Here is a 23,106-nt window from a genome sequence, read left to right as displayed (position 1 = left end):
GGGCATCCTTGGGAAAGCTAGGCTTGGCGAGGAAAGGGGTTCAGACGGCGCGAGGGGGATAGCCCCGCTCGCGCAGGGCTTCCATGATTTCCTGGGTGTGGGTGGCGTCCCGGGTCTCGATCATGATGTCGAATTCGGCCCCCTTGGCGGGTACGTCCAGGGCCAGGCGGTTATGGGCCACCTCGACGATATTGGCACCCATCTGGCCGATGATGGCCGAGACATTGGCCAGCAGACCTGGACGGTCGTCCCCGATGATCCGCAGGGACACCAGGCGCTGCTCACGCACCAGCTCCCGGGTCAGGACCGAGGCCAAGAGTCGGGTGTCGATATTGCCGCCGGTGATGATCACCCCGGCCTTCTTGCCGCGGAACCGCTCGGGATAGGCCAGGAGACCGGCCAGGGCCGCAGCGCCCGCGCCCTCGGCGACGGTCTTCTCCACATTGCAGAACAGGGCCACAGCGCGCTCGAAGAACGGCTCTTCGATCAGCAGCACCTCATCAATGAGCGGGCGGGCGACGCCATAGCTCACATCCCCCACCTGCTTGACGGCGATGCCTTCGGCGATGGTCGCCCCGCCCGTCCCGCTGGCACCGTTCACCCCGCGCATGCGGGCGGTGAACGAGGGATACATGGCCGGCTCCAGGCCGATCACGGTGATGCCGGGCTTCAGATGCTTGGCCGCTGTGGCGCAGCCGGCGATCAGTCCACCCCCGCCGACGGGGATCGGCAAGACGTCCAGGTCGGGCACGTCCTCCAGCATCTCCAGGGCCACAGTCCCCTGGCCGGCCATGACGTCCAGGTCGTTGAAGGGATGTACGAAGACCAGGTCCCGGTCCTCGCAGATCTGCTTGGCCTTGCCCGAGGCGTCGTCATAGCCATCCCCCTCCAGGACCACCTCGGCCCCAAACGCGCGGGTCTGCTGAACCTTCACGAAGGGCGTAGAGCGGGGCATGACGATGGTCACCGGAATGCCCAGGCGCGCCGCATGATAGGCCAGGCCCTGGCTATGATTGCCGGCTGAAGCGGCGATCACGCCGCGCTTCTTTTCAGCCTCGGTGAGCTGCAACAGCTTGTTGAGGGCACCACGCTCCTTGTAGGCGGCGGTGAACTGCAGGTTCTCGAATTTCACCCACACCTCAGCCCCGGTAATCTCCGACAGCGTCTTCGACAGGCGGCACGGGGTGCGCTCGATATGGCCGTTCAGCCGATCGGCTGCGGCGCGGATGTCGTCGATGGAAAGCGTCATGGGGATCGGAGGTCCGGGGAGGCCGCCCTAGCCTGGGGCGGAAAGGCCGGCAACCTATCGGGCGCAGCCCGCCTTCGCAATGTCAGGCCGAGCGCAGGCCCCGCAGACGGTCGAGCCGGCGCATGGCCTTGCCGGGCAATTCCGAGACGCCGCCCAGCGGAAGGGACTCAGCCGCTCGCCTTAGACTATAGGCGGCCTGGCGTAACAGGGTGGCCGGCGACATGACGCCGACGAACCCGTGGCCGACGCTGACTTGAGCGTTGGCCAGTTCGTGCTTGAACCGGTAGTCGCCTGCCCCGAGGTCCAGACGATAATAGGGGGTCGACTCCATCCAGCGCAGAATGTCCTGGAACAGCAGCAGGCCCGGTGAATAGCGATCAAAGGCCGGATCGTGGGCAATGAGCCAGCCATGGAGGGTGCGCGCCCCCCGCAGATGGAGATGCACCGCCGCCAGCTTGCCGCCGATATGCAGGGCAAACAGGGCGCCGCCAAAGGCTGGGTCGCGGCTGTCGAACATGTCGGAGATCAGCCGCCTCGTCCAACCGGGCTGGAAGATGTCGAACTGACCCGTGGCCCGCAACTGGTCTCGCTTCCAGGCGATCAGCTGGTCATAATCGCTGGAGGAGCGGCTGAAGGCGGTGAAGGTGACGGGGCCAAGGTCCCGCTCAGCCTTTCGGCGTTTCTTGTCGCAGTCCTTCAGCAGACCGACCCCGGCGGCCCGCCGCTCGGCAGCGTAGGCCTCATAGCCGCCCCCCATCTCGACCACGTGGGACAGGGCGCCGCCGTGCGAGAAGCCCTGGAAGGGGCCGGTGGTGTCGAGCATGTGGCAGAAGTCGAGGCGCTGGACCCCCAGCGAGGCAATGATGTCGCGGGCCCCCACCTGAAGGTCTGGCGTCGCCACAAGGCCCTGATAGTCACAGAGCGGTGCTCCGGCCGGCAGGGCCGTGGCCCCACCCACATGGACGGCCATGAAACCCTGATCTTCGCCGTTCTGGCTGATCACCGCGACACGGACGCCGCGGTCGCCCTCGGCGGCTCGACCCTGCGCCCGCTCGACCGCCCTTGCCCAGTAGGGGGACAGAAAAGGGCTGTCATAGGTGATGTCCTGCTGCCCCTGGAGCTGTGACCAACGGGCCAGCCGCGCCGGCGAAAGGTCCTTAGGTCGGACCACCTCGATCTGCGGGGCGGGCATGGACAGGGGCGCTCGACGCGGTTGCAACAGGCGCAACCATCGCACCAGAGAGTTTCCGGCCCGTTGCCAAAACCGTTTCCCGGTCACGCGGCGCCGCGTTTTTCCCAGTCGGAGTCGAACTCCGAGACCAGATGTCCAGGCGCCACCTCCTTCAGCTGCGGAACATAGACCGGGGCCAGAGGGTCAAGGCTGATGCGGGAGGGCAGGAACCTCAGGGCGGCACCCGGATCCATCGGGCTCGGCGGCTCGCCGGTCAGCTTCAGCCGCTGACGGTTGCGTTCGCGCTCGGGGTCGGGGATCGGCGCGGCCGAGAGCAGGGCGCGGGTATAGGGATGTTGGGGATCGGCATAGAGCTTGTCCCGGTCGGCCAGTTCCATCACCCGACCCAGGAACAGCACCATGACCCGGTGGCTGATCTCACGGACCACCGCCAGGTCGTGGCTGATGAAGATCATGGCCAGGCCCATCTCCTTCTGCAGGTCGATGAGCAGATCAATGATCTGGGCGCGGATCGACACGTCCAGGGCCGAGACCGCCTCGTCACAGATCACCAGCTTGGGCTTCAAGATCATGGCTCGGGCGATGCCCACCCGCTGGTTCTGTCCCCCTGACAGCTCATGGGGATAGCGGTTGATCAGCTCGGGCGAGAGCCCGACCCGGGCCATCATGCCGGCCACTTCGGCGTCCCGGTCATCCCGGTTCAGTTGCGGGGCGAAGATCTTCAGGGGTTCGGCGATGGAGTCGCCGATGGTCACGCGGGGGTCGAGACTGGCCAGGGGGTCCTGGAAAACGATCTGCAGATCCTTGCGGGCCGCCCGCATCTCCTGGCGCTGGGCATGGGTAATGTCCCGGCCCATCAGGGTGACCACCCCGTCGGTGGGCTTGATCAGATTGAGCACCGCCCGGGACAGGGTCGACTTGCCGCAGCCGCTTTCACCGACGACCCCCAGGGTTTCGCCCTTGCGGACATCGAAGGATACCCCGTCGACCGCGCGCAGTTGGCGCATGCCGCCCAACAGGCCCTGGCGGATGGGGAACCAGACCTTGACGTCCTTGGCCTCGACAATCACCGGGGCATCGGTGGCCACCGGCGCGACGGTGGGCCGGCCGCCGCGATCGGCCCGGTCCAGGCGGGGAATCGCGTCCAGCAGGTCGCGGGTATACTGGACCTTGGGGGTGGCGAAGAGGTCTCGGACCGGACCCTCTTCCACATAGGCCCCGTCCTTCATCACGCAGACCCGATCGGCAAGGCGGGCGATGACCCCCATGTCGTGGGTGATCAGCACCATGGCCGTGCCGGTCTCACGGCCAAGCTCGGCCATCAGATCGAGGATCTCGGCCTGGACGGTCACATCCAGGGCCGTGGTCGGCTCATCGGCGATCAGCAGCTCGGGGCCGCCGGCCATGGCGGCGGCGACCATCACCCGCTGGCGCATCCCCCCGGACAGTTCATGGGGATACTGGCGCAGGCGTCGGGCGGCGTCGGGAATGCGGACATGGTCCAGCCACTGGCGGGCCCGCGCCATGGCATCGCTGGCCGAAAGGCCCAGGTGCAGCCTCAGGGGCTCGGCGATCTGCTCGCCAATCCGCACGTGGGGGGTCAGGGCGGTAAGGGGATCCTGGAAGATCATGGTCATTTTCGAGCCGCGCAGGCGGTTGAGCGCCTTGGGCTTCAGGCCGAGAATCTCCTGACCCTGGAAGCGCACCGAGCCCGTGGCCCGGCCATTGTCTGCCAACAGGCCCATGACTGTCATGAAGGTCTGGCTCTTGCCCGATCCGCTTTCGCCGACCACGCCCAGGGTTTCACCTCGCCCAACCTTCAGGCTCACCCCCCGTACGGCCTGCACCTGGCCGTCATGGGTGTCAAAGGTCACCTTCAGATCATCGATCGCCAGAACCGGCAGGGCAGTGTCGGACACGGGCGGGGACGTGGGATCGGTCAAGGCAAGGGTCTCCAGAACGGTTCGATTGAGACCATAGACCGCCGCCGCCCGCTTGTGAAACAACCGCATGTCTCGGGGGATTTCCTCGCCACCTCATGCAAGAGCTGCCGAAACACCGATGCCCGCCGTCGCCCAGAAAACCATCAGGCCCGCCCTATTCCTGGACCGCGATGGCGTGCTGAATGTGGACCATGGCTATGTCTCCCGCTGGGCGGACTTCGCCTGGATTCCCGGCGCCCGGGCGGTGATCGGCGCCTTCAACCGGGCCGGCTGGCGGGTCCTGGTGATCACCAACCAGTCGGGGATTGGCCGGGGCTATTATGCCGAGGCCGACATGCACGCCCTGCACCAGGCCATGGTCGACGATCTGGCGACGGAGGGTCTGCGGATCGACGCCTTCTATCACTGCCCGCACCATCCCGAGGCTTTGCTGGAGGTCTATCGCCATCCCGACCCCCCCGATCGCAAGCCCAATCCTGGCATGCTGCTCCGGGCCATGGCCGACTGGCCCACCGATCGGGCCTCGTCCTTCATGGTCGGCGACCGCGAAAGCGACCTGGAGGCCGCCCGTCGAGCGGGCGTTGAGGGTCTGCTGTTCCCCGGGGGCGATCTCCTGGCTTTCCTCAAGGCAGAGGGTCGCCTGCCCTGACCGGTCAGCCGATCAAGCGGGCGTCTTGGCCCACTCTGCCAGAACGGCCTCGTCGCCTTCCTCCGGCAGGGCTTGAGCCCGAACCTCCACAAAGGCCTCAGGGGTCAGCAGCCGGGAGAGCGCCCATACAGCGGCCCCCCTGACGACGGGCGCCTCGTCCACCAGCCTGGCCTGGACCGCGGGGATCAGGTCGGGGTCGCCGCTGTTGCCGATGGCATAGAGCACATTGCGCACGAACCGGGGCCGGCCCAGGCGTTTGACCGCACTCTTGGTGAACAGGGCTCTGAAGGCTGCGTCATCAAGGTTCACCAGGTCGGCCAGACGTGGGGCCTTCAGGATGGCCCTGGCCTGAAGCTGTTGCTCGCGGGCGTCCTGGGCGAACTTGTTCCAGGGGCAGACGGCCAGGCATTCGTCGCAGCCATAGATGCGGTTGCCCAGGGCGGGGCGGAACGCGGCGGGGATGGGCCCTGACAGCTCAATGGTCAGGTAGGAAATACACCGCCGGGCATCCAGCTGGTAGGGCGCTGGAAAGGCCCCCGTCGGGCAGACGTCATGGCAGGCCTGGCAGGACCCACAGGCGTCCTCGCCAGGGGCGTCCGGGGTCAGATCCAGGGAGGTCAGCACAGACCCAATGAACAGCCAGGAGCCAAACTGACGGGAGACGAGATTGGTGTGCTTGCCCTGCCAGCCCAGGCCAGACGCCTCGGCCAGGGGCTTTTCCAGCAGGGGTGCGGTGTCGACGAACACCTTCACCTCCCCGCCAAAGGTCTCCACCATCCAGCTGGCCAGCTGCTTAAGCCGCTTCTTGATCAGGTCGTGATAGTCCGATCCCTGGGCATAGACCGAGATCGCGCCCCGGTCGGGCTGATCCAGGACCGCGCGGGGATCATGGTCAGGCCCATAATTGATCCCCAGCATTACCGCAGAGCGGGCGCCGTCCCACATGGCCTGGGGGTGTGCGCGACGCACCTGGGTGGTTTCCATCCAGGTCATCTCGCCGTGGCGGCCCTGGGCGATGAACTCCGCCAGCCGCTCCCCCGCCGCCCAGGGCTGGTCAGCCCGCGCCAGGCGGCAGTCATCAAAGCCCAGTCTCAGAGCCTGGGCGCAGATCAGCTGTTCAGGGGTCTCAGAAGTCGAGGTCGTCATAGTGGGCCGCAGGCGCGAGCCCCGGCCACCGATCGGCGAGCAGCGGCCGGAAGCAGGGCCGGGATTTCACCGTCATGTACCACGTCTTGACGGCGGCGAAGTCCCGCCAGGGCACGTCGCCGAAATAGTCGATCACCGACAGGTGCGCCGCGCCGGCGAAATCGGCCAGGCTGAGCCTGCGCCCGGCCAGCCAGTCCCGCTCCGCCAGCAGGCTGGCCAGATAGGTCAGGTGGATCCGCAGGGCCTCACGACCCCGGCGCAGGGCGGCGAGGTCCGGCGCCCCCATACGCAACAGGCGCTTTTCCATCTTCTCGTGCAGCAGGAAGGAGCCGACCTCGTAGTCGAACTTGCGGTCAAACCATTGCAGCAGGCGTCGAGCCTCGGCCCGGTCAGCGGCCTCACGGCCCAGCAGGGCCGGCTCAGGGTGGCGTTCTTCCAGATAGTCCAGGATGGCGCGGCTTTCGCACAGGACCAGCCGGCCCTCAGGGCCTTCCTCTACCAGCACAGGGGTCAGACCTGAGGGGTTCAGCGCTGAGAGATCATCGGGCTGTTCCCAATAGCGGACGACCACATCCTCGAAGGCCAGGCGCTTTTCACCCAGGGCCAGGCGGACCTGCCGCGAGGCCGGGTCGAGCGGGAAGTGATAGAGGGTGCGTTGAACGCTCATGCCGGCATTCCGCCGTGAATCCGGACAGTTTGATCAGAACCCGTTTAACGCGCCGGGGCCTTAAGGGCGCGTTTACGAAACCCTGGGCGCCGTGCCCGTCCCTCAATTTGGGTGCCTTAGCCTGTCTTTGGCGGCGCAAACACTCCCCCATGGGGTTCGGCATGGCCCCGTGGATCGGCGTGAATCAGGATGTCAGCGGCAGGAAAGTGCGCCAGCAGCCGATGTTCGGCCTCGACAATCACCTGGTGGGCGGCCTCCAGGCTGAGCGCGGGATCAAGGTCGGCATGCATCTGGATGTGCACATAGGGGCCAGACGCCCGGGTGCGCAGCTGATGAATGTCGCTCAGGCGCGGGTCCTGGGTCATGAGCTGGACGATCAGGGCCCGCTGGGATTCGGGCAGTTCGTGGTCCATGAGCTGGTCTGCTGCCTGCCGGAACACGCCGATGGCTGCCCAGATCAGCAGGCCGCAGACCACGAGACCGGCCACCCCGTCCAGCCTGTTCAGGCCTAGCAAGGCCGCACCGCCGATGCCCACCAGGGCGGCGAGGTTGGAGGCCAGATCCGATACATAGTGCGCCCGGTCGCCGGAGACGGCCACCGACTGGGTCTGGCGCAGAACCCGTGTCTGGGCCGTGATCAGCAATCCCGTCAGGACGATGGAGGCGACCATCACCCCCATGGCCCAGCCGCCGTGGCTGATCGGCTGGGGATTGAGCAGGCTGGCGATAGACTCCCGCCCGACCAGGGCGGCGGAGGCGAAGACCAGGCCCGCCTGCATCAGGCTGGCGAAGGCTTCGGCCTTACCGTGGCCAAAGCGGTGCTCGGCGTCTGGCGGCACCACGGCGTAGCGCACGGCGAAGAAGGTAATGAGTGAGGCGATCAGGTCCAGGCTGGAGTCCGCCAGGGACGCCAGCAGCGCCACAGAGCCGCTGGCCAGCCACGCGCCGGCCTTCAGCGCCACCAGGGCCACGGCGACGGCCACCGCCAGGAGGGTGATCTTGCGGGTCTGGTCGGCGACCTGAGCCGGCGCCAGGGCGGTAGGAGCAGGGGTGGACATCCCCTGATCCTAAACCCAGGCCGGCCCCCGACACAGGGCGATTTGCCGACGGCTGGCCTCAGCTCCCCTGGCGCGGCTCTGGCCCCACATAGACCGACTGGGGCCGCACCAGCCGACCGGTGGCCAGCTGCTCGCGGGCATGGGCCAGCCATCCCGCCACCCGGCCCATGGCGAAGACGCAGGTGAAGGCCTTGGGCGGGAAGTCCAGGGCCTCCAGCAGCAGCGCAGTATAGAACTCCACATTGGTGTCCAGGGGCCGGTCGGGCTTGTGGGTCCTGAGGATGTCCAGGGCGGCGGCCTCGACGGCCTCGGCGAAGGCCACCCGCCCAGGACGGACCCCGGCGCTGGCCGCCAGGGCGCGGACGGGGCCCTTCAGGGCGTCGGCCCGGGGATCGCGCACCCGGTAGATCCGGTGGCCAAACCCCATCAGACGTTCGCCTCGGGCCAGGGCACCCTCGATCCAGGCCCGGGCGTTTTCCGGCTGCCCGATCCCGTCCAGCATCTCGATGACCGGACCCGGGGCGCCCCCATGCAAGGGCCCCTTCAGGGCGCTGAGCCCCGCCAGGACCGCCGAGGTCAGCCCCGCCCGCGTCGAGGCCACCACCCGTGCGGCGAAGGTCGAGGCATTGAGGCCATGGTCGGCCACCGTCACTAGATAGGCGTCCAGACCAGCGGCCTGCGTCTGCGAGGGCGGGGTCCCGGTCAGCATCCGAAGGATGTCGACGGCATGGGGCGAGGCAGGATCCGGGGGGATTGGCGCCTGGCCGGCTTGAACACGGATCACCGCTGGGGTGAACACCGCTGGCGCGGCGATCAGGCGCAGGGCAGTGGGGAGGTCATCCCCATCGGCCAGCCGGGCCATGAGGGCACGGACCGCCTCCACGGGCGCCTGGGCGGCGAGGTCAGTGTCCAGGTGCCTTACCTCGGCGAACACTTCGCTTCGGGCGACCCCCAGGGCTGCGGTCAGATCCGCAGGCAAGTCCTCATAGAACCCCTCAAATAGCAGACTCACCAGGTCCTCGAACCTGGTCTGCCCGATCAGATCGTCCAGGGAGCGGCCCCGGATAATGAGACGACCGGCCTGGCCATCCACCTCCGACAGGACGGTGCGGGCGGCGACGACGCCTTCGAGACCTTCGGGGGCGGGCGGCGCGGGGGTGTGGGCGTTCATGGGGACTCCAGTTCTGACTTGCCCCTAACGATCTGGAGGCTCAGACTTCTCCGTCAATCTTGATCAATATAATCAACTTAACTTCATGACGGACTGGATCTCCGCCGAACTGGCCTGCGCCCGGCTCAATGTCCGCAGCCAGACCCTCTATGCCTATGCCAGCCGGGGCCGGCTGAGCGCCAAGCCTGATCCCGCCGATCCCCGCCGCAGTCTCTATCGCGCCGCCGACGTGGCGGCCCTGGCCGAGCGCAAGACCCGGGGGCGTAAGGCTGCGGCCGTCGCCGCCGGCGCCATCGCCTGGGGGGAGCCTGTGCTGGGCTCAGCCATCACCACGGTAGCCGACGGGCGGCTCTGGTACCGGGGCCGGGACGCCGCTGTGTTGGCCGAAACCCACACCCTGGAGGCTGTGGCGCGGCTGCTGCGCGGAGGCGACGGTGCAGCGCTGAAACGCAGCGAGCGGGGCGCCCCGCCCCCGGGCCCGGACATGCGCGCCAGGGCCTTTGCCGCCCTGGCCCAGCGGGCCGGACTTGATCCCCCCGCCCTGGGTCGCCACCCGCTGGCCCTGGCGGTGGAGGCCGCGACCCTGCTTGATATTCTCACCGATGCGGTGGCGGGGGCGGCGGCAAGCGGCCCGATCCATGAGCGTCTCGCCCAGGCCTGGGGCTGCGCCCGGGGGGACGGCGGCGCAGACCTGATCCGCCAGGCCCTAGTGCTGCTGGCCGATCACGAGTTGAACGCCTCAACCTTCGCCGCCCGGGTGGCGGCGTCCACCGGGGCCTCGCTGTCGGCCGCCAGTCTCGCGGGACTGGCCGCCCTGTCGGGGCCTCGCCATGGGGGCGCGGGCGACGCAGTGCGGGCCCTGGCCTTCGAGGCCGCCGAGCAGGGGCCGGCCGCAGCCATCGCCGCGCGTCTGGCGCAGGATCGCAGCCTGCCGGGCTTTGGCCACGCCCTCTATCCGGAAGGTGATCCAAGGGCCCAGGCGTTGCTGGCCCGCCTCGAGCCTGCGGCTGAACTCACGGCCCTGAAGATCGCGGTGGAAGGCGCGACGGGACAGCGGCCCAATGTGGATTTTGCCCTGGCAGCCCTGTCACAGGGGCTGGCCCTGCCGAAGGAGGCCCCGTTCGCTCTGTTCGCGGTAGCGCGCTGCGCCGGCTGGATCGCCCACGCCATCGAGCAAATGCAGACCGGTGACCTGATCCGGCCGCGGGCGCGCTATGTGGGGGTGACGCCCTTGTCGACTTCAGGGGTCTCGGCGAACTGACCGCCCTTGCGGTAGCGGTAGAGATAGGTGCCCACCACCGACTCCACCGCCGTGCCTTCGATCCCCAGGTCGCTCAGGCCGGGCAGGGCCTTGTCGGCCACATTGTCGACCTTCAGCTGCGCCACCTGGTCGGTGGTCAGCGGCGGGGCGATCGGGGTCAGGGCCATCAGGTTGCCCACCTGGCCGATGAGATTGGCAATGGGGAAGGGCAGGGGCAGAAGCAGCCGCCGGCGCTGGGTCTCGCTGAGCACCAGCTCCAGGAGCTGGCGGAAGGTCAGGATGGCTGGTCCGCCCAGCTCATAGGTCTTGCCGGCGCAGGCGGGGTCGCTGAGTGCCACGGCCACGGCCCGGGCCACGTCCCCGACAAACACCGGCTGGAAGCGGGTCTGGCCGCCGCCAATCAGCGGCAGGGCCGGGGAGAGCACCGCCATGGCGGCGAAGCGGTTGAAGAAGTCGTCTTCTGGCCCGAACACGATGGAGGGCCGCAGGATTACCGCCTGGGGCAGGGCCTCGCGCACAGCGGCTTCGCCCGCCGCCTTGGTGCGGGCATAGGCTGAAGGGCTGCCGGCGTCCGCGCCAATGGACGAGACCTGGACCATGCGGCTGATCCCCGCCGCCTTGGCCGCCTGTGCGACATTGGCCGCGCCCTCGGTGTGCAGGCTGGCGAACTTCTGGCGGCCGCTCTCATAGAGCACCCCCACCAGATTGACGCAGGCCTGGGCCCCATCCAGGGCGCGGGCCACGGAGTCAGGATCGCGGATATTGGCCTGAACCACCTGGATCTGGCCCACATCCCCCAACATCAGCAGGTCGTGCGCGCGCCCCGGCTGGCGCACGGCCACCCGGACCCGGTGTCCGGCGCGGGCCAGGGCCCGAACCACCTGACTTCCCACAAAGCCCGATCCGCCGAAGACGGTGACGAGATCCTGCATGGCCAGCCTGTCGATATCTAAACTTCCTGAGCCGCCCGGATAGACGATGCCGACCCCTGCTGCAATGCGAGTTCCACGTCCCAGCAAAACGTCCGTTGACGCCCGTCTGGCTTTTCCCTAGTAGTCCCGCCTCCCGATCCGACGGACCGGGCCCAGGTGGCGGAATTGGTAGACGCGCTGGCTTCAGGTGCCAGTGGCTTAACGGCCGTGGAGGTTCGAGTCCTCTCCTGGGCACCACCCTCAGTTAGGGTGTTGTTCTTGTTGATTTTCCTCAGGTTTCCCTGATCCCCGGCACACATAGCTGGCACACACAGGGGAACGCTCGCAGTGAAGAACACCCAATATCTCGTTCAGATTGGCAGCCGCTGGTATTGCCGGGTCCGCTGGCCGAAAGAGGTCTGGGCAACCCTCGGCAACGGCAGCTTCAAGAAGTCGCTAGAGACGGATTCCCACTCCGAAGCCGTCACAAGGCTGCCCGGCGCGCTCCAGGAGTTCCAAGGGCGCGTCGCCAAAGCGAAGGCGCAGCAGCTTGAAGCCGCCCCCCGTCGCCTGGGCGTGGGTGAGATCACTCTCCTGGTGGCGCGGTGGTTTGAGCAGTCTCAGGGCGCGTTCCAGCCCAGCACCAAGCCCCGCCAGTTTGATCCACAGGAGCGCCAGGACCGTCGGGCGCTTCTAGAGCGACAGGAGGTGCAGCTCGCCCGTAAGCGCACCCAGCTCGGCGAGGGGGATTACTCGACGCTCTACCCCCTCGTGGACGGCCTCCTGTCCCGTGCGGGGCTCAACGCGGACCGCGAGGACCCGTCCTTCGGGCTGCTCTGCCAGACCCTCATGCGGGCCTGGATCGCCTTGGAGGAGACCGCATTGGCCAAGATGCGGGGTGAGTTCGGGCATCTACCGTCTGACCCCATCCTTAACGAGCTTAAGGGTGTCGAGACCGGCGCGTCAGGCGTGTCGTCCACCAAGACCCTCAACGGCCTCATAGAGGCCTATGAGGCCGCCAAGGCCGACCGATGGTCCCAGTCCACCAAGAACGCCTACACGCCCGTCTATCGGGTCCTGAGGGACACCCTGGGGGCCAACCGCGACGTCCGCTCTGTGGACCGCGAGGCGGCCCGTGAGGTGTTCGAGACGGTGAAGGGGCTGCCCCGCAACCTCGGCAAGAATACCGACCTCGCCAAGCTCCCCGTGCCAGCGGCGGTGGCGGCGGCCCGGTCCCTAGGCCTGCCGACGATCAGCCCGAAGTCGATCAACGACAGCTACATGGCCCTGACCGTGGCCCTGTTCGGCTGGGCGGAAGTCGAGCGCTGGATCGACTACAACCCCTTCACCAAGCTCCGCGTGGTCGAGGAGGTTGCCCCGGAGGACAAGCGGGACGCCTTCACGCCGGAACAGCTGGCCACGGTGTTTGGCGGCGCGCCCTGGTCCACTGGAGACACTGCGCCGTCGGGCAAGCCGTCCCTCTACTGGGGACCGCTCATCGCGCTCTATCACGGCCTGCGGATCGGCGAGCCCTGCGGCATGCTCACCGAAGAGGTCACCGAGCGGGATGGCTTGGTCGTGATGAACCTGAAGCCCAACGACCTGCGGCGGCTCAAGAACCGACAGACCAAGCGCTTCATCCCCATCCACCCCGAACTGATCCGCCTGGGCTTCCTGGACTATGTGGAAGAGCGCCGGCGGGTAGGTGATGTCCAACTGTTCCCAGAGGCCCAGCGGGACGCCAATGGCCACTATGGCGACCACGTCACCGACTGGTTTGCTCGGCTGGTGAAGGCTCGTGACCTGCAGGGGAAAGGGATCAACAGTGGCAACCTGACCCTGCACTCCCTGCGCCACAGCTTCGAGGACGCCCTGCGCAACGCCGGCATCGAAGAAACCCTGGAGGGCAAGACCCTTTCAGGCCGGACGCGGGGTTCTGACCCTACCGCCGTAGCCTATGGCAACGGGCTGAACATGCTTCAGCTCGCCGACAAACTGGCCAAGGTCATCCACACGACGGTGGTGATCCCGAAGGCCTCATTGGTCGCGCTGCCCGTGACACCAGCACCATCAAGCTGACAGGTGATCGAAACCCGGTTTCACGACGAGACACGGGGCAGACAAAAGGGCGGTATCGGTTGACCATGCGGTTCGCAGGAGGGCGGCCCCAAGCAGGCTGAAGACCTCTGGCTCGTCGATGGCTGAGCGATAGGCCGCGTCCCCGCAAAGCAGGCCCCGCGCTTCCACGGCGGCCAGCCGTGCATCGTCGGCATGGTCCGTGCCCTTGCCGGCACTCGTGACGAAGGCCTCAAAGAAGAGCGCATCGCCAGGCCTTGTTGGTGGCGTCAGGTGGTCCAGGACGGCGTGCGCATCTGGCAGCCTGCGCCTTAAGCCGGCCAGGGTGTAGCTCACGACCCCGAGTGCGGCTGTCGTGACGGTTGCGCCCGCTCCAGCGCTCCAGGCGCGGCTCAGCTCGCCTTTGCGGGCTGTCAGGATGCGCATGGCGTTATCGCGCATGGGGATAAACAGGGGAGCTTCGAAGCCCACCGCTAGCGGCACGTGCTGACCAAGATCAGCCATGGTCGCGACGAACAGGTCGAGGTCCTTGCCCAGAGTTGTCGAGCCATCGGCACCAAGCACCGCCCAACCCAGCTTTCCCGACTTCGGCGACCCAACGTCGACGACGCCGATGGCGATCTCCCCGCAGGCCCTGGTCATCTGGCGGCGACACGACCCCGCTTGGCCTTCGGCGCGGCGGCCCGTTCGGCGCGGATGCGGTCGAGCAGGATGCTGGCGGGCTCGTCAGTGGGGTCCTGGGGGACCAGTTCGCCCCGGAAGGCCTTGGCGAGGACCGCTTGGTCGAGGCGGTCCAGCAGGCGGCGGGCGGCGGCGGCCTCGGCGGTCATCCGGGATATCTCGGTGAAGGCGCGATCAATGCGGCGAATTATTTCTGCCTGTTCGTCAAGCGGGGCGACAGGGAGGCGGACGCTCCCGAGAACCTCCAAGTTGATGTTCTTCTGCGCCGTGGCTGGCGCAAATTGCTCCAAATCGGCCTTCGCAGTCCGGATGAAGTATTCAACATAGTCAGGCTGGCACCGGTTTGAGTCAGCGCTAAAGCCAACAACGCTATCTGGAAAGCAGGCATCGATACCTAGTATCGCGGTTTCAGCAATGTTCGCTGCGATTGTTATGCACACAGTCCCGGCAGGCCATAACCTGCTCTGCTCTAGACCAAACTCGCTGTAGGTTTTTGAATATGAGGTCAGGTAACGGTCGGCTGCTCGCACCTCTCCCGTCTGCACAAACGGGAAAGGGCCACCAAACAAACGAGCATCATCGCGGGGCCTATGGCGAGACTTGCCGCGATCCATATCTCCAAGTTCTGGCAAACGCAGCCAGCGCCACGATTCTGGAACACTATAAGGTGGTGCAAAATCAGCGTCAGCGCCGCCTAACCGATACTTCACTCGGATATCGAGTTCGCCGCGCGGCGAGACGGGTTCGAGAGCAATCTGCTCAGTCCGCCAGTCCGCTGTCAGTTCCCCGCTAAAAGCCATTCGCAGCACCGCCTGCTTGTAGCGGGCGGCGAGGGCGGGGATGCGGTCGAGGTCGGCGCGGGCGCGGGCTGTGCGGGCGGTCAGAGCGTCGAGCTTCGCCACGATCCGCCGCTGTTCGGCGAGGGGGGGTAGCGAGAGCGTGAAGGCCCTCAACAAATCAAAGTCCACGCTGTCGACAGTCGTTCCTGATTTCGCACAGCTAGCCAAAATTGATTGGGCACATGATTGCAACTGCCACGCCACGAACTCAGGCTCGGCGAAGGGCGCAACTACCAGGGCTTTCAGGTCCTGACTAATCGCAACTTCGCGTGTGTTCACGGCGACCGGCAGCGAATGGCGCAAGATGCCGCTACGCGTCACAATCAAGACCGACCTAGCTGGAATTAGGCTGGTAGCGGAACTCTGAACGGCGGCTAGCGTGATCTTATCTTGGGTGTCGTCAATGAAGGCTCGCTTCATGTCCTTTGGCGACACCCATGGAAGATCTCCGGCCCAGAAAGAAGCATTGGACTTGCTCGGAGTGCCTCCACCGAACCAGTTGCCCAGTTCCCCAAGCCTCACGCCAATCCAGCCAGAGGGCAGCTCACTCACGCGACCACCTCCGCCGGCACGGCTTCTTCCCCCGCCAACTCCGCATCCACTGCCTCGACCTCCGCCAAGGCCGCCCGCAGGTGCCCCAGGATCGCCGCTGCGATGTCCTCAGGGTCGCTGAGGTCGTCCTCAGCCGCGTCGCTGTCGTCGCGCAGCCATGCGATGTCGAGGTTGTCGTTTCGGGCTGTGATCTCGTCACGGGGGAAGAACCGGAAGCGTCCCTCGGGGCCTTCGTCGGTGCGGGGCGCGCCACCGTTGGGGTCGTCACCATAGGCGGCCTCGAAGGCGGCGAAGTCGGCGATGGTCAGGGGCCGCGTCTTGCCGAAGGCCGGCATATTGGCGCGCATGTCATAGACCCAGACGCCCTTGGTGTTGGCGCGGTCAGCCTTGCCCCGGCGGAGAAACAGGACGTTGGTCTTGACCCCTTGGGCATAGAAGATGCCGGTGGGCAGGCGCAGGATGGTGTGCAGGTCGGTCAGCTCCATCACCCACTGGCGCAGCCGCCGGCCCGTATTGTCCTCAAACAGCACGTTGTCGGGCAGGACCACCGCCGCCCGGCCGCCGGGCTGCAGGGCGCGGACGATGTGCTCGACGAAGGCCAGCTGCTTGTTGGAGGTCTCGGCGGTGACGGAGAAGTCGTTCCGGCTGGGCCGCCCGCCGCCCTTCTTGGTCCCGAACGGCGGATTGGTCAGGATCAAGTCGGCCCTACCCAGGGCCTCCCCATCAGGGGCCAAGCTGTCGCCCAGGGTGATGGGGCCTTCGATGCCGTGGAGCATCAGGTTCATCAGGGCGAGGCGGTGGGTGTCGGGCACCAGCTCGATGCCGACGAAGGCGTTGTTGCGCTGAAAAAAGGCCTGGGCGGGGGCCAGGGCATAGAGGTCGTCGGTGTGGTCCTTGATGTAGCGGTCGGCGGCTACCAGGAAGCCAGCAGTGCCGGCGGCCGGGTCCTGGATCACCTCGCCGACCTGGGGCTTCATGAGGCGCACGATGCAGTCGATCAGCGGCCGGGGGGTGAAGTATTGGCCTGCGCCGGACTTCTTCTCAGCCGCGTTCTTTTCCAGCAGGCCCTCATAGAGCTCGCCCAGGCCCTCCTCGCGGGCCGAGAACCAGTCGAGGCCGTCTATGGCCGTGGTCAGGGTCTTCAGGTTGGCGGGCTTGCGCAGCTTGGTCTGGGCGTCGGTGAAGATCGCCTGCACCACGGGGTCGCCGGCCTTGCCCAGGTTCAGCAGGGCGAGCTTGTAGTGGTCCAGCTGGTCGAGGCCTTCGCGGCTGGCGATCTCTTTCCATTGATAGGCCGCAATGATCCGCTCCTCGCGGCCGGTCTCTTCCATCATTTTCAGGAACAGCAGGAAGGTCAGCTCGGTGACGTATTCCTGGTAGCTGACGCCGTCGTCGCGCAGGACGTGACAGAGGCTCCAGAGCTTTTGGACGATGTCCTGTGTCGTGACCCGGCTCCTGGTCAGCTCGCCGTTCGCCATAGTTCCTCACTCAGGTCCGCCAGGACCGACTCTAACTTGCCGTCAAAGCGCTTGTTGATGACCCGGAAGCCGCCGTCGGCCCGGAAGGGTTCGTCGTCCAGCGACTCCCGATCCACCACGATCTCCTTCTGCAGCTGTTCGCCGATCCGGTGAAGCCATCGCTTCTGGACATCGGTCCATGTGCCCTTGCGGGTCACGGCGTCCACGGCGCGCCTCACCCGGTCGGCATAGGGGATCAGCGGGTCGCCAAGAGCGGCTTGGCGCACATAGCCGATGATCGAGGCGGCGATGTCCTCGTTCTTGGCGTCGGACCAGGCGCGCCGGATATTGGCGTCGGTGAAGCCCTGAGCATCCAGTTGGAGGCGCAGCTCCCGCAGCTGGGCGCGGGTCAGGTCGCGCGGGCGCTGAACCACCGTCGTCAGGGCGGCGATCTGGTTGATGTTGGCCTTGATGAAGGCGGAGAAGGCGTCGAGATAGTCCTCCGGCCGCTGCGCCGTGCCATAGCCCCGGCTGACGTCTACCACCTCGTCGGGGTGTTCGGAGATCGGCAGCATGACGGGGGTTCCGCCGGACGTCTGCCAGTCCAGCGCCGGACCCAGGCCAGGGCGACTGCGGACCCAGGCGGCGAGCTCGTCGGGGGTGCCCTTCCTGAAGCGCGCCAGGGTCTCCTCGGGGCTCTCACCCGCCGCCAGGGCGGCCTTGGCGCGGGCTTCGTCGGACATCCCCTTCAGTCGGCGGTTGAGCTTGACGATGATCTGGTCGCGGACGTCGGCGCGGTGCCGGGCGTCCTCGATGCTGGCCAGTTCCTCCAGCAGCTGCGTGAGCGTGAGGGTCGGATCGGCGGCGACCGGGCGCATCTCCGTCAGGTTCTGCAGCTTGCTGTAGAGGTCGACGGCGTCGAAGACCCTGAAGGTCTCCTTGCCGATCTCCGGGCACAGGCGCGTCGCCCGCCCGATCATCTGATCGTAGAGGATGCGGCTATTCACCCGCCGCAGGAACACGAGGTTGGTGATCTTTGGGATGTCGACGCCGGTGGTTAGCAGGTCTACCGTCACCGCGATCTTCGGCAGGGCGTCGTTGCGATAGCTGAGGATCAGCTTGCCGACGTGTTCGACTCTGCCGGTCAGCTTGCGGATCTCTGTATCTTCGATGTCCCCCTGCGCCTCACGAAAGGCGTCTCTGAGTGCTTTGACGACAATGTCAGCATGAGCGTCCGAGGCGGCGAACACGAGCGTCTTGTCCGGCTCAGCGAGGTCGATGTATCGGGTCAGTTCGTCGGCGACGGCGCGGTTGAAGGGCTCGGTGATGACCGTGCGGTTGAAGCCCTCGACCTCGAAATCGAGGCTGTCGGGGAGCTTAAACAGTTCGATCTGGCCGGTAGGGGCGTGGATGAAGGTCACCTCGTCCTCGGCGGCGAAGTGGATGCCATCCTGTGAAAGGGCGGTGGTGATGCGGATTGGCGGTTCATGGTCGATCAGGAAGCCGTCGACCACCGCCTCCCGATAGCCGTAACGGAACACCGGCTCGCCGAAGATCTGGACGGTGTGCAGGGCTGGCGTGGCGGTGAGGCCGATCTTGATGGCGTCGAAATAGTCCAGGACCTTGCGGTATTTGGAGACGTAGTCGTCCTGGTCGCGGAAGCTCAGCTCGGTGTCGGACATCTCGCGGTCGAGCAGGTAGCCCCGGTGACACTCGTCGACCACCATGAGGTCGTATTGGTCCACCGTCGGCGCGTCTGCGGGATCGTCGTTGAACAACGTGCGGCGCACGAGCCCCTGGATCGTGCAGATGTGGATCCGGGTCTCGGGGTCCGGCGTCACGTCGCCCAGGCCCTTCAGGCCGAAGATCTCCGCAAAGGCCTTGCCGGCGACCACCTTGGTGGTGGTGAACTCACGCTCGGTCTGGTCGCCCAGGGCGCTGCGGTCGACCACAAAGCAGACGCTGCGGAAGCGCTTGGCGGCGATCAGCCGGTAGAGCATGGCGATGGCGAGCTTGGTCTTGCCGGTTCCGGTGGCCATGCCGATCAGCATGTGCGGCCGGTTCTCCGCGAGGCCCTTCTCAACCGCCTCGATGGCCTGTCGCTGATAGGGGCGCAGGTCGAAGCCGAAGTTGAACCCCTGGGTCTGGAGGGCAGCTTCGGCCGCATCCTGGTCGGCTTCCAGGCGCTCCAGGAGCCCCTCAGGGGATGGCCAGGCCACTAGGGGCGAGGCTGCGTTGGTCGGCCGTCTCAGGTCCCGCCGCCAGATGCCCGAAGCCGTCTCCAGCTGCTTGAGATAGGGCCGGCCATTGGTCGAGAAGGCGAAGGGGGCCTTGAACTCTCCCCAGGGGGCGCGGGGATGCAGGTGGGTTCCGGGGTCGATCCCGGCGGCGTAGCGTTCGGCCTGGGGCAGGACGCTCATGACGTTGCGGTTCTGGCGCTTGGCCTCGATGACGCCGACCAGGGTCAGGCCAGCGAACAGGGCATAGTCTGCAGGGCCGCTTGCCGTGGGCCACTCCGCGATGGCGAGATTGCGCCCCTTGGTCGGCCGTGCGCCCTTGGCATAGCGGAGCTCGCGGCTGTCGGCCTCCCAGTGGGCGTTTCGCAGCTGCTGGTCGATGATGACCCTGGTGGCGGCCTCGTCCAGGATAATGGCGCTGTCGGCGGCTTCAGCGGCCTTCTCAAGCTGGGCGAGCTGGGCAGGGGTGGCCTGCTCAGCCTGCCGCTGAGTGGCCTCCAGGGCGGCCCTGACGCCCGCTGTGGCGGCTTCAGCCTCTTCGGCTAGGCGTTGCCACGTCTCGCGCTCCTCGACCTCCTGGCGCAGCCTCTCGGCGGCCTCAAGGTTGGTCTGGGCAAGCTCCTCGGCGCGGGCCTGGGCGATCTCAGCGGCTGACCTCTGGGCTTCCGCTTCGGCCTTCAGCTTATCGAGCTCAGCTCTCAGGCTGGCGGTGGGGTCCGCAGGGGCCGGCGGTGGCACGAACGGCCCGACAACGAGCTTGGGCGTTCCACAGTAGCTGCGAACGAACCATGCGCCCAACTCTCTGGCGAGCTTGAGTCCCGTGAGGGCCGCAGCGAAATCGTCCAGGTCCCCGTGGACCGCGTCGTTGCCTGCTATGCGCAGGTGGTGGAACAGGTCGAGGGACTGTCTCGGGACGTAGCCCGCTCGGCCTAGAGCGCCGAGGACATCGGAGAAGGCGTCGTCAGGCGACCTGAGGCAGCCGGTTCGGGCCGCGACCTCCTTCGCCAGCAACTCCGCGAACTGCCTGAGCTTGATGAGTGTGGTGTTGGGATCGGTGCGGAAATAGTGCTCCGCCTGGGCCGCGAAACGAACCAGCTGAGGCCCATGGGGCCGCAAGAACTCGAAGTTCGCGCTGGTCGCTGACATCCATTCCCCGCCTGAACCCAGGGGACACTTGAGACGAACACCCTGGCCAATGCAATCAGTCGTGGCGCTTACCGTCTGGCGCAAGTTCGGCGTTTGGTGCGAAAAAAGCAGGGCAGGCCAAGCGCGACCGTCGATGCGGGCAGCTCTGTCAGCCATTGCGGCGTCGCGGACTGAGGGCTAGCAAAGCGTCTGTGTCCGCCCCTTCCATCCCAGACAAACCCGACCCCGAGCCCCGGCCCTATCCCGATCAACCGCATCTCCAGAACAGTCGACCGCTGTCTTGGGATCGGACACCCGAAACGCCAGCGGCGCGGGCCTTGGTCGGTGGCCTCCTCGCGGAGATGGAGGCCGGCGAGGCTCGTCATCGAGCCCGCAAGGCCGTCGATCGGATGCGCCTCGAAGCCATCCTGGGGACGATGGCGCTGGACCTCTTCATGGCCGCTGGGGAAGACCTAGATCGTTGGCTGGCCTATTCCCGGCGCAATGAAGACTACGAGGTCAAACAGCGCCGATACGTCCACCCAGACGCGTCCCGGCAGATTGCCGTCCAGGCGGCGGCCTTCCTTACGGCGGCGGGTTATGCCGACAGCAAGGCAGGCAGCTACAAGCGGAGTGAGATCGGCGGGCACGGGTTTCGGGCTCGGCTTCGCGCCACGAGCAAGCTGATCGCCCTCTTCAACGCCAGGGGCGTCGGCCGGGCCGACATCGGCGTGCGCGAGGGGGCTGAGCTGGTTGTCCTCAAAGGACCTCCAGCGCGCCGGGGCGGCCCCAAGCCGCTGGTCGGCTATGACGACAACCCCACTACCCATGGCATGCGCGAGGGTCTGAGGGCTTGGGCCGCTGTCGCCAACGCCCATAACATCCAGCCCGCCGAGCGCCTCAGCGGCCCCTCAGAGCGGTCTCTGGAGGACGCCGACGATGGCGCAGGGGCGATCATCGCTCGCGAACGGGCTCGCCTCTACAGGGTCTTCAACAACGGCTCGTGGACGGCCGGCGGGCGCTTCTATGGCGGATGGTGGATGACAATGCCCTCTGTCCAGCGCGCCCGGATCACCATCGACGGCGAGCCGGTGGTGGAGCTGGACTTCAAGAGCCTGCATCCCCGTCTGGCCTATCACCTGGCTGGGCAGCCCCTGGCCCCCGACGACGACCCCTATGACCTGGGGGGCAGGTTTGCGGCGGTGGACCGGAGCGTGCTGAAGGTTGCCTTCAACCAGCTCCTGGCGGTGGGACCGGAGGCCCGCATCCGAAAACCGGCCCATACCGCACTCCCGCGCGGCATGGCCTACCGTGATCTGTTGGAGGCGCTGGAGCGGAAGCATCAGCCGATTCAATCGTGGCTCCGCCGCGCCAGGGCACTGGAACTGCAGCACCTCGACAGCCAGATTGCCGCTGGCGTCCTGGGCTACTTTACGCACTCGCTGAAACGGCCGGTGCTCCCCATCCACGACAGCTTCGTTGTCGCCGCCCGGGATGAATACAAGCTGGGGGAGTCGATGTTCCTGGCCTATCGCGCGGTCACGGCGGACCTGAGCGGCGTGTCGGCCTGGCCTGAGATCAAAGGCTGGACCCCAGGGGCGGGCATCGAGGAGAAGGTGCTCAGAGCGGTCCAGAGGGTATGGTGACTAGGTCGGTGCCCCTCATCGGTGGCTGCTACTCCCCTACCCCTTCAATCCCCTGGCAGGTCCCCTACAGTCCCTATAGGCCCTATAGGCTCCTGGGGGGGGGCTCCCCGGGTCTATACTGGGGGGCATAAGGGAGGCCAAGGTAGGGGGACCCTCACCCCCGGAACGTCGCCGGTCTCATTCGACCGATTCAGGCGGGCGGTATCCCTTGGGCTTCGACGCCACCCAGCGATCCAGTTCGCCCAGGTAATAGGCGATGTAGCCATATCGCTTGTGATGGACCGGGGCCGTGCCGCGCGCCCTGCGCCGCTCCAGGGCCTTTTTGCTGAGGCCTAGCATCATGGCGGCCTCCGCCTCCATCACCCACTCACGGGCCTCCTGAGGGCCTGTAGGGCTGATCTCCAGGGGATCGAAGGTGTCCTCTACGTCCTTGAGCGCGATGGCGTAGCCGGTCCGGTCTTTGGTCACCGTCATCGCCCTACCCTGTGCTGATCATCGGCAGGCTGCTCCGTGGGGGGCGGCGTATCAACGATGCTCATGCGGTCACCTCACCGTCTGGGGAGGCATCCTTGAGGATTCGGTAGACGCTGGCGCGTCCCAACCCGGTGCGGCGGACGATTTCGGCGACCTCGACGCCTTCGGCTTTAAGGTCCAGGACCTCTGTGCTCCGTGCCCGCGCCGTCGGCTGGCGGCCGCGATACTTGCCGGCGGCCTTGGCCTTGGCGATGCCCTCTCTCTGGCGCTCAAGCATGATGGCGCGTTCGAACTGGGCAATGGCCCCAACCATGTTGAGCATCAACTCCCCCGTCGCCGTCGAGGTGTCGATGGAGAGATCGAGAATGCGCAGGGAGGCCCCCTTGGCCTTGATCCTGGCGCTGATGTCCACGAGGTGGGCCACAGAGCGGGCCAAGCGGTCCAGCTTGGTGACCACCAGGGTGTCGCCGTCGCGGACGTAGTCGAGGGCCTGGGCGAGCTGCTCACGGGCCACAACGTCCACCGAGGACACCTGCTCGACGAACAGGCGTTCGCATCCGGCGGCCCTGAGGTCGCGCTCCTGAGCCTCCAGGCCCGCCTTCTGGTCCGTTGTTGAAGTTCGCGCGTATCCGACGATCACAGCCGCTCTCCGTCTCACTGAAATCTTAGACGTTATGCGGGCGTTGTCTCAGAAATGCAAACCCATTTGTGTGGGACTCATTCGCAGGCGTCTGAGACGTCCCACAGGGGCACGGTCGTGTGAGACGGAAAA

Annotated in this window: 18 protein-coding genes and 1 tRNA gene; 5 read left to right on the top strand and 14 right to left on the bottom strand. The window is 66.7% G+C overall.

Features of this window, described 5'->3' with window-relative positions:
* Positions 1–40 precede the first annotated feature (40 nt).
* From MH112_RS04205 to MH112_RS04195, 3 genes are all read right to left on the bottom strand, one after another.
* The gene (locus MH112_RS04205) at positions 41–1,249 is read right to left on the bottom strand and encodes a threonine ammonia-lyase (RefSeq protein WP_296564316.1); all 1,209 of its coding nucleotides are present in this window, start codon (positions 1,247–1,249) and stop codon (positions 41–43) included.
* An 82-nt stretch (positions 1,250–1,331) separates the two neighbouring features.
* Positions 1,332–2,441: a GNAT family N-acetyltransferase gene (locus MH112_RS04200; protein WP_296564315.1), complete on the bottom strand. Its 1,110-nt coding sequence runs from the start codon at positions 2,439–2,441 to the stop codon at positions 1,332–1,334.
* Between the two features lie 83 nt (positions 2,442–2,524).
* Entirely contained in the window at positions 2,525–4,453 is a 1,929-nt protein-coding gene (locus tag MH112_RS04195; RefSeq protein ID WP_296564312.1) for a dipeptide ABC transporter ATP-binding protein, read from the bottom strand.
* A 49-nt stretch (positions 4,454–4,502) separates the two neighbouring features.
* Between MH112_RS04195 and MH112_RS04190 the strand changes: the two genes are divergently transcribed.
* Positions 4,503–5,033, top strand: coding sequence for an HAD family hydrolase (locus tag MH112_RS04190; RefSeq protein ID WP_296564310.1), 531 nt, complete (start codon positions 4,503–4,505; stop codon positions 5,031–5,033).
* A 12-nt stretch (positions 5,034–5,045) separates the two neighbouring features.
* Here MH112_RS04190 and queG read toward each other — a convergent pair whose 3' ends face one another.
* The 4 genes from queG to MH112_RS04170 form a co-directional block, all read right to left on the bottom strand.
* Positions 5,046–6,179: a tRNA epoxyqueuosine(34) reductase QueG gene (gene queG / locus MH112_RS04185; protein ID WP_296564308.1), complete on the bottom strand. Its 1,134-nt coding sequence runs from the start codon at positions 6,177–6,179 to the stop codon at positions 5,046–5,048.
* Positions 6,160–6,846, bottom strand: a complete 687-nt coding sequence (locus tag MH112_RS04180; protein ID WP_296564306.1) for a glutathione S-transferase family protein — start codon at positions 6,844–6,846, stop codon at positions 6,160–6,162. Before MH112_RS04180 ends, queG begins: the two co-directional genes overlap by 20 nt.
* A gap of 116 nt (positions 6,847–6,962) precedes the next feature.
* Positions 6,963–7,904: a cation diffusion facilitator family transporter gene (locus MH112_RS04175; protein WP_296564304.1), complete on the bottom strand. Its 942-nt coding sequence runs from the start codon at positions 7,902–7,904 to the stop codon at positions 6,963–6,965.
* Positions 7,905–7,962: 58 nt separating this feature from the next.
* Entirely contained in the window at positions 7,963–9,075 is a 1,113-nt protein-coding gene (locus MH112_RS04170) for a citrate synthase/methylcitrate synthase (protein WP_296564302.1), read from the bottom strand.
* A gap of 85 nt (positions 9,076–9,160) precedes the next feature.
* On the opposite strand from MH112_RS04170, the gene MH112_RS04165 reads away from it, so the two are divergent.
* Positions 9,161–10,336 carry a citrate synthase gene (locus MH112_RS04165; RefSeq protein ID WP_296564300.1) on the top strand — a complete coding sequence of 392 codons (1,176 nt, stop codon included), beginning with the start codon at positions 9,161–9,163 and terminating at the stop codon, positions 10,334–10,336.
* Here MH112_RS04165 and MH112_RS04160 read toward each other — a convergent pair.
* Complete coding sequence (locus MH112_RS04160) at positions 10,288–11,268, bottom strand: complex I NDUFA9 subunit family protein (protein ID WP_296564297.1); 981 nt, start codon at positions 11,266–11,268, stop codon at positions 10,288–10,290. The genes MH112_RS04165 and MH112_RS04160 overlap by 49 nt on opposite strands.
* Positions 11,269–11,418: 150 nt before the next feature.
* Here MH112_RS04160 and MH112_RS04155 point away from each other — a divergent pair.
* Positions 11,419–11,505, top strand: a tRNA-Leu gene (locus MH112_RS04155).
* Positions 11,506–11,595: 90 nt separating this feature from the next.
* Positions 11,596–13,326 (top strand): site-specific integrase, encoded by a 1,731-nt coding sequence (locus tag MH112_RS04150; RefSeq protein WP_296564292.1) that lies wholly within the window; start codon positions 11,596–11,598, stop codon positions 13,324–13,326.
* Here the strand turns inward: MH112_RS04150 and MH112_RS04145 are convergent.
* From MH112_RS04145 to hsdR, 4 genes are read right to left on the bottom strand one after another with little or no spacing between them, the layout of a single operon-like run.
* The gene (locus MH112_RS04145) at positions 13,318–13,965 is read right to left on the bottom strand and encodes a hypothetical protein (RefSeq protein ID WP_296564290.1); all 648 of its coding nucleotides are present in this window, start codon (positions 13,963–13,965) and stop codon (positions 13,318–13,320) included. The genes MH112_RS04150 and MH112_RS04145 overlap by 9 nt on opposite strands.
* Positions 13,962–15,395 (bottom strand): restriction endonuclease subunit S, encoded by a 1,434-nt coding sequence (locus tag MH112_RS04140; protein WP_296564287.1) that lies wholly within the window; start codon positions 15,393–15,395, stop codon positions 13,962–13,964. Before MH112_RS04140 ends, MH112_RS04145 begins: the two co-directional genes overlap by 4 nt.
* Positions 15,392–16,873, bottom strand: a complete 1,482-nt coding sequence (locus tag MH112_RS04135) for an N-6 DNA methylase (protein ID WP_296564284.1) — start codon at positions 16,871–16,873, stop codon at positions 15,392–15,394. Before MH112_RS04135 ends, MH112_RS04140 begins: the two co-directional genes overlap by 4 nt.
* Positions 16,855–20,235, bottom strand: coding sequence for a type I restriction-modification system endonuclease (gene hsdR, locus MH112_RS04130; protein ID WP_296564282.1), 3,381 nt, complete (start codon positions 20,233–20,235; stop codon positions 16,855–16,857). Before hsdR ends, MH112_RS04135 begins: the two co-directional genes overlap by 19 nt.
* A gap of 317 nt (positions 20,236–20,552) precedes the next feature.
* Between hsdR and MH112_RS04125 the strand changes: the two genes are divergently transcribed.
* Positions 20,553–21,860 (top strand): hypothetical protein, encoded by a 1,308-nt coding sequence (locus MH112_RS04125; RefSeq protein ID WP_296564279.1) that lies wholly within the window; start codon positions 20,553–20,555, stop codon positions 21,858–21,860.
* A 177-nt stretch (positions 21,861–22,037) separates the two neighbouring features.
* Here MH112_RS04125 and MH112_RS04120 read toward each other — a convergent pair whose 3' ends face one another.
* Positions 22,038–22,334, bottom strand: a complete 297-nt coding sequence (locus tag MH112_RS04120) for a hypothetical protein (RefSeq protein ID WP_296564276.1) — start codon at positions 22,332–22,334, stop codon at positions 22,038–22,040.
* Positions 22,335–22,395: 61 nt separating this feature from the next.
* A complete protein-coding gene (locus tag MH112_RS04115; protein WP_296564273.1) occupies positions 22,396–22,974 on the bottom strand; it encodes a recombinase family protein in 579 nt (192 codons plus the stop codon).
* Positions 22,975–23,106 lie beyond the last annotated feature (132 nt).

It is taken from the genome of Phenylobacterium sp. (genome assembly GCF_022402485.1).
Classification (GTDB): domain Bacteria; phylum Pseudomonadota; class Alphaproteobacteria; order Caulobacterales; family Caulobacteraceae; genus Phenylobacterium.
The sequence above is the reverse complement of the archived record's forward strand: the minus strand, read 5'-3'. Positions and strand labels throughout refer to the sequence as shown.

Bases quoted from the DNA above. Each gene is read 5' to 3' on its own strand.
- MH112_RS04205 (WP_296564316.1), bottom strand. From the start codon at position 1,249: ATGACGCTTTCCATCGACGACATCCGCGCCGCAGCCGATCGGCTGAAC.
- MH112_RS04200 (WP_296564315.1), bottom strand. From the start codon at position 2,441: ATGCCCGCCCCGCAGATCGAGGTGGTCCGACCTAAGGACCTTTCGCCG.
- MH112_RS04195 (WP_296564312.1), bottom strand. From the start codon at position 4,453: ATGCGGTTGTTTCACAAGCGGGCGGCGGCGGTCTATGGTCTCAATCGA.
- MH112_RS04190 (WP_296564310.1), top strand. From the start codon at position 4,503: ATGCCCGCCGTCGCCCAGAAAACCATCAGGCCCGCCCTATTCCTGGAC.
- queG (WP_296564308.1), bottom strand. From the start codon at position 6,179: ATGACGACCTCGACTTCTGAGACCCCTGAACAGCTGATCTGCGCCCAG.
- MH112_RS04180 (WP_296564306.1), bottom strand. From the start codon at position 6,846: ATGAGCGTTCAACGCACCCTCTATCACTTCCCGCTCGACCCGGCCTCG.
- MH112_RS04175 (WP_296564304.1), bottom strand. From the start codon at position 7,904: ATGTCCACCCCTGCTCCTACCGCCCTGGCGCCGGCTCAGGTCGCCGAC.
- MH112_RS04170 (WP_296564302.1), bottom strand. From the start codon at position 9,075: ATGAACGCCCACACCCCCGCGCCGCCCGCCCCCGAAGGTCTCGAAGGC.
- MH112_RS04165 (WP_296564300.1), top strand. From the start codon at position 9,161: ATGACGGACTGGATCTCCGCCGAACTGGCCTGCGCCCGGCTCAATGTC.
- MH112_RS04160 (WP_296564297.1), bottom strand. From the start codon at position 11,268: ATGCAGGATCTCGTCACCGTCTTCGGCGGATCGGGCTTTGTGGGAAGT.
- MH112_RS04145 (WP_296564290.1), bottom strand. From the start codon at position 13,965: ATGACCAGGGCCTGCGGGGAGATCGCCATCGGCGTCGTCGACGTTGGG.
- MH112_RS04135 (WP_296564284.1), bottom strand. From the start codon at position 16,873: ATGGCGAACGGCGAGCTGACCAGGAGCCGGGTCACGACACAGGACATC.
- hsdR (WP_296564282.1), bottom strand. From the start codon at position 20,235: ATGTCAGCGACCAGCGCGAACTTCGAGTTCTTGCGGCCCCATGGGCCT.
- MH112_RS04120 (WP_296564276.1), bottom strand. From the start codon at position 22,334: ATGACGGTGACCAAAGACCGGACCGGCTACGCCATCGCGCTCAAGGAC.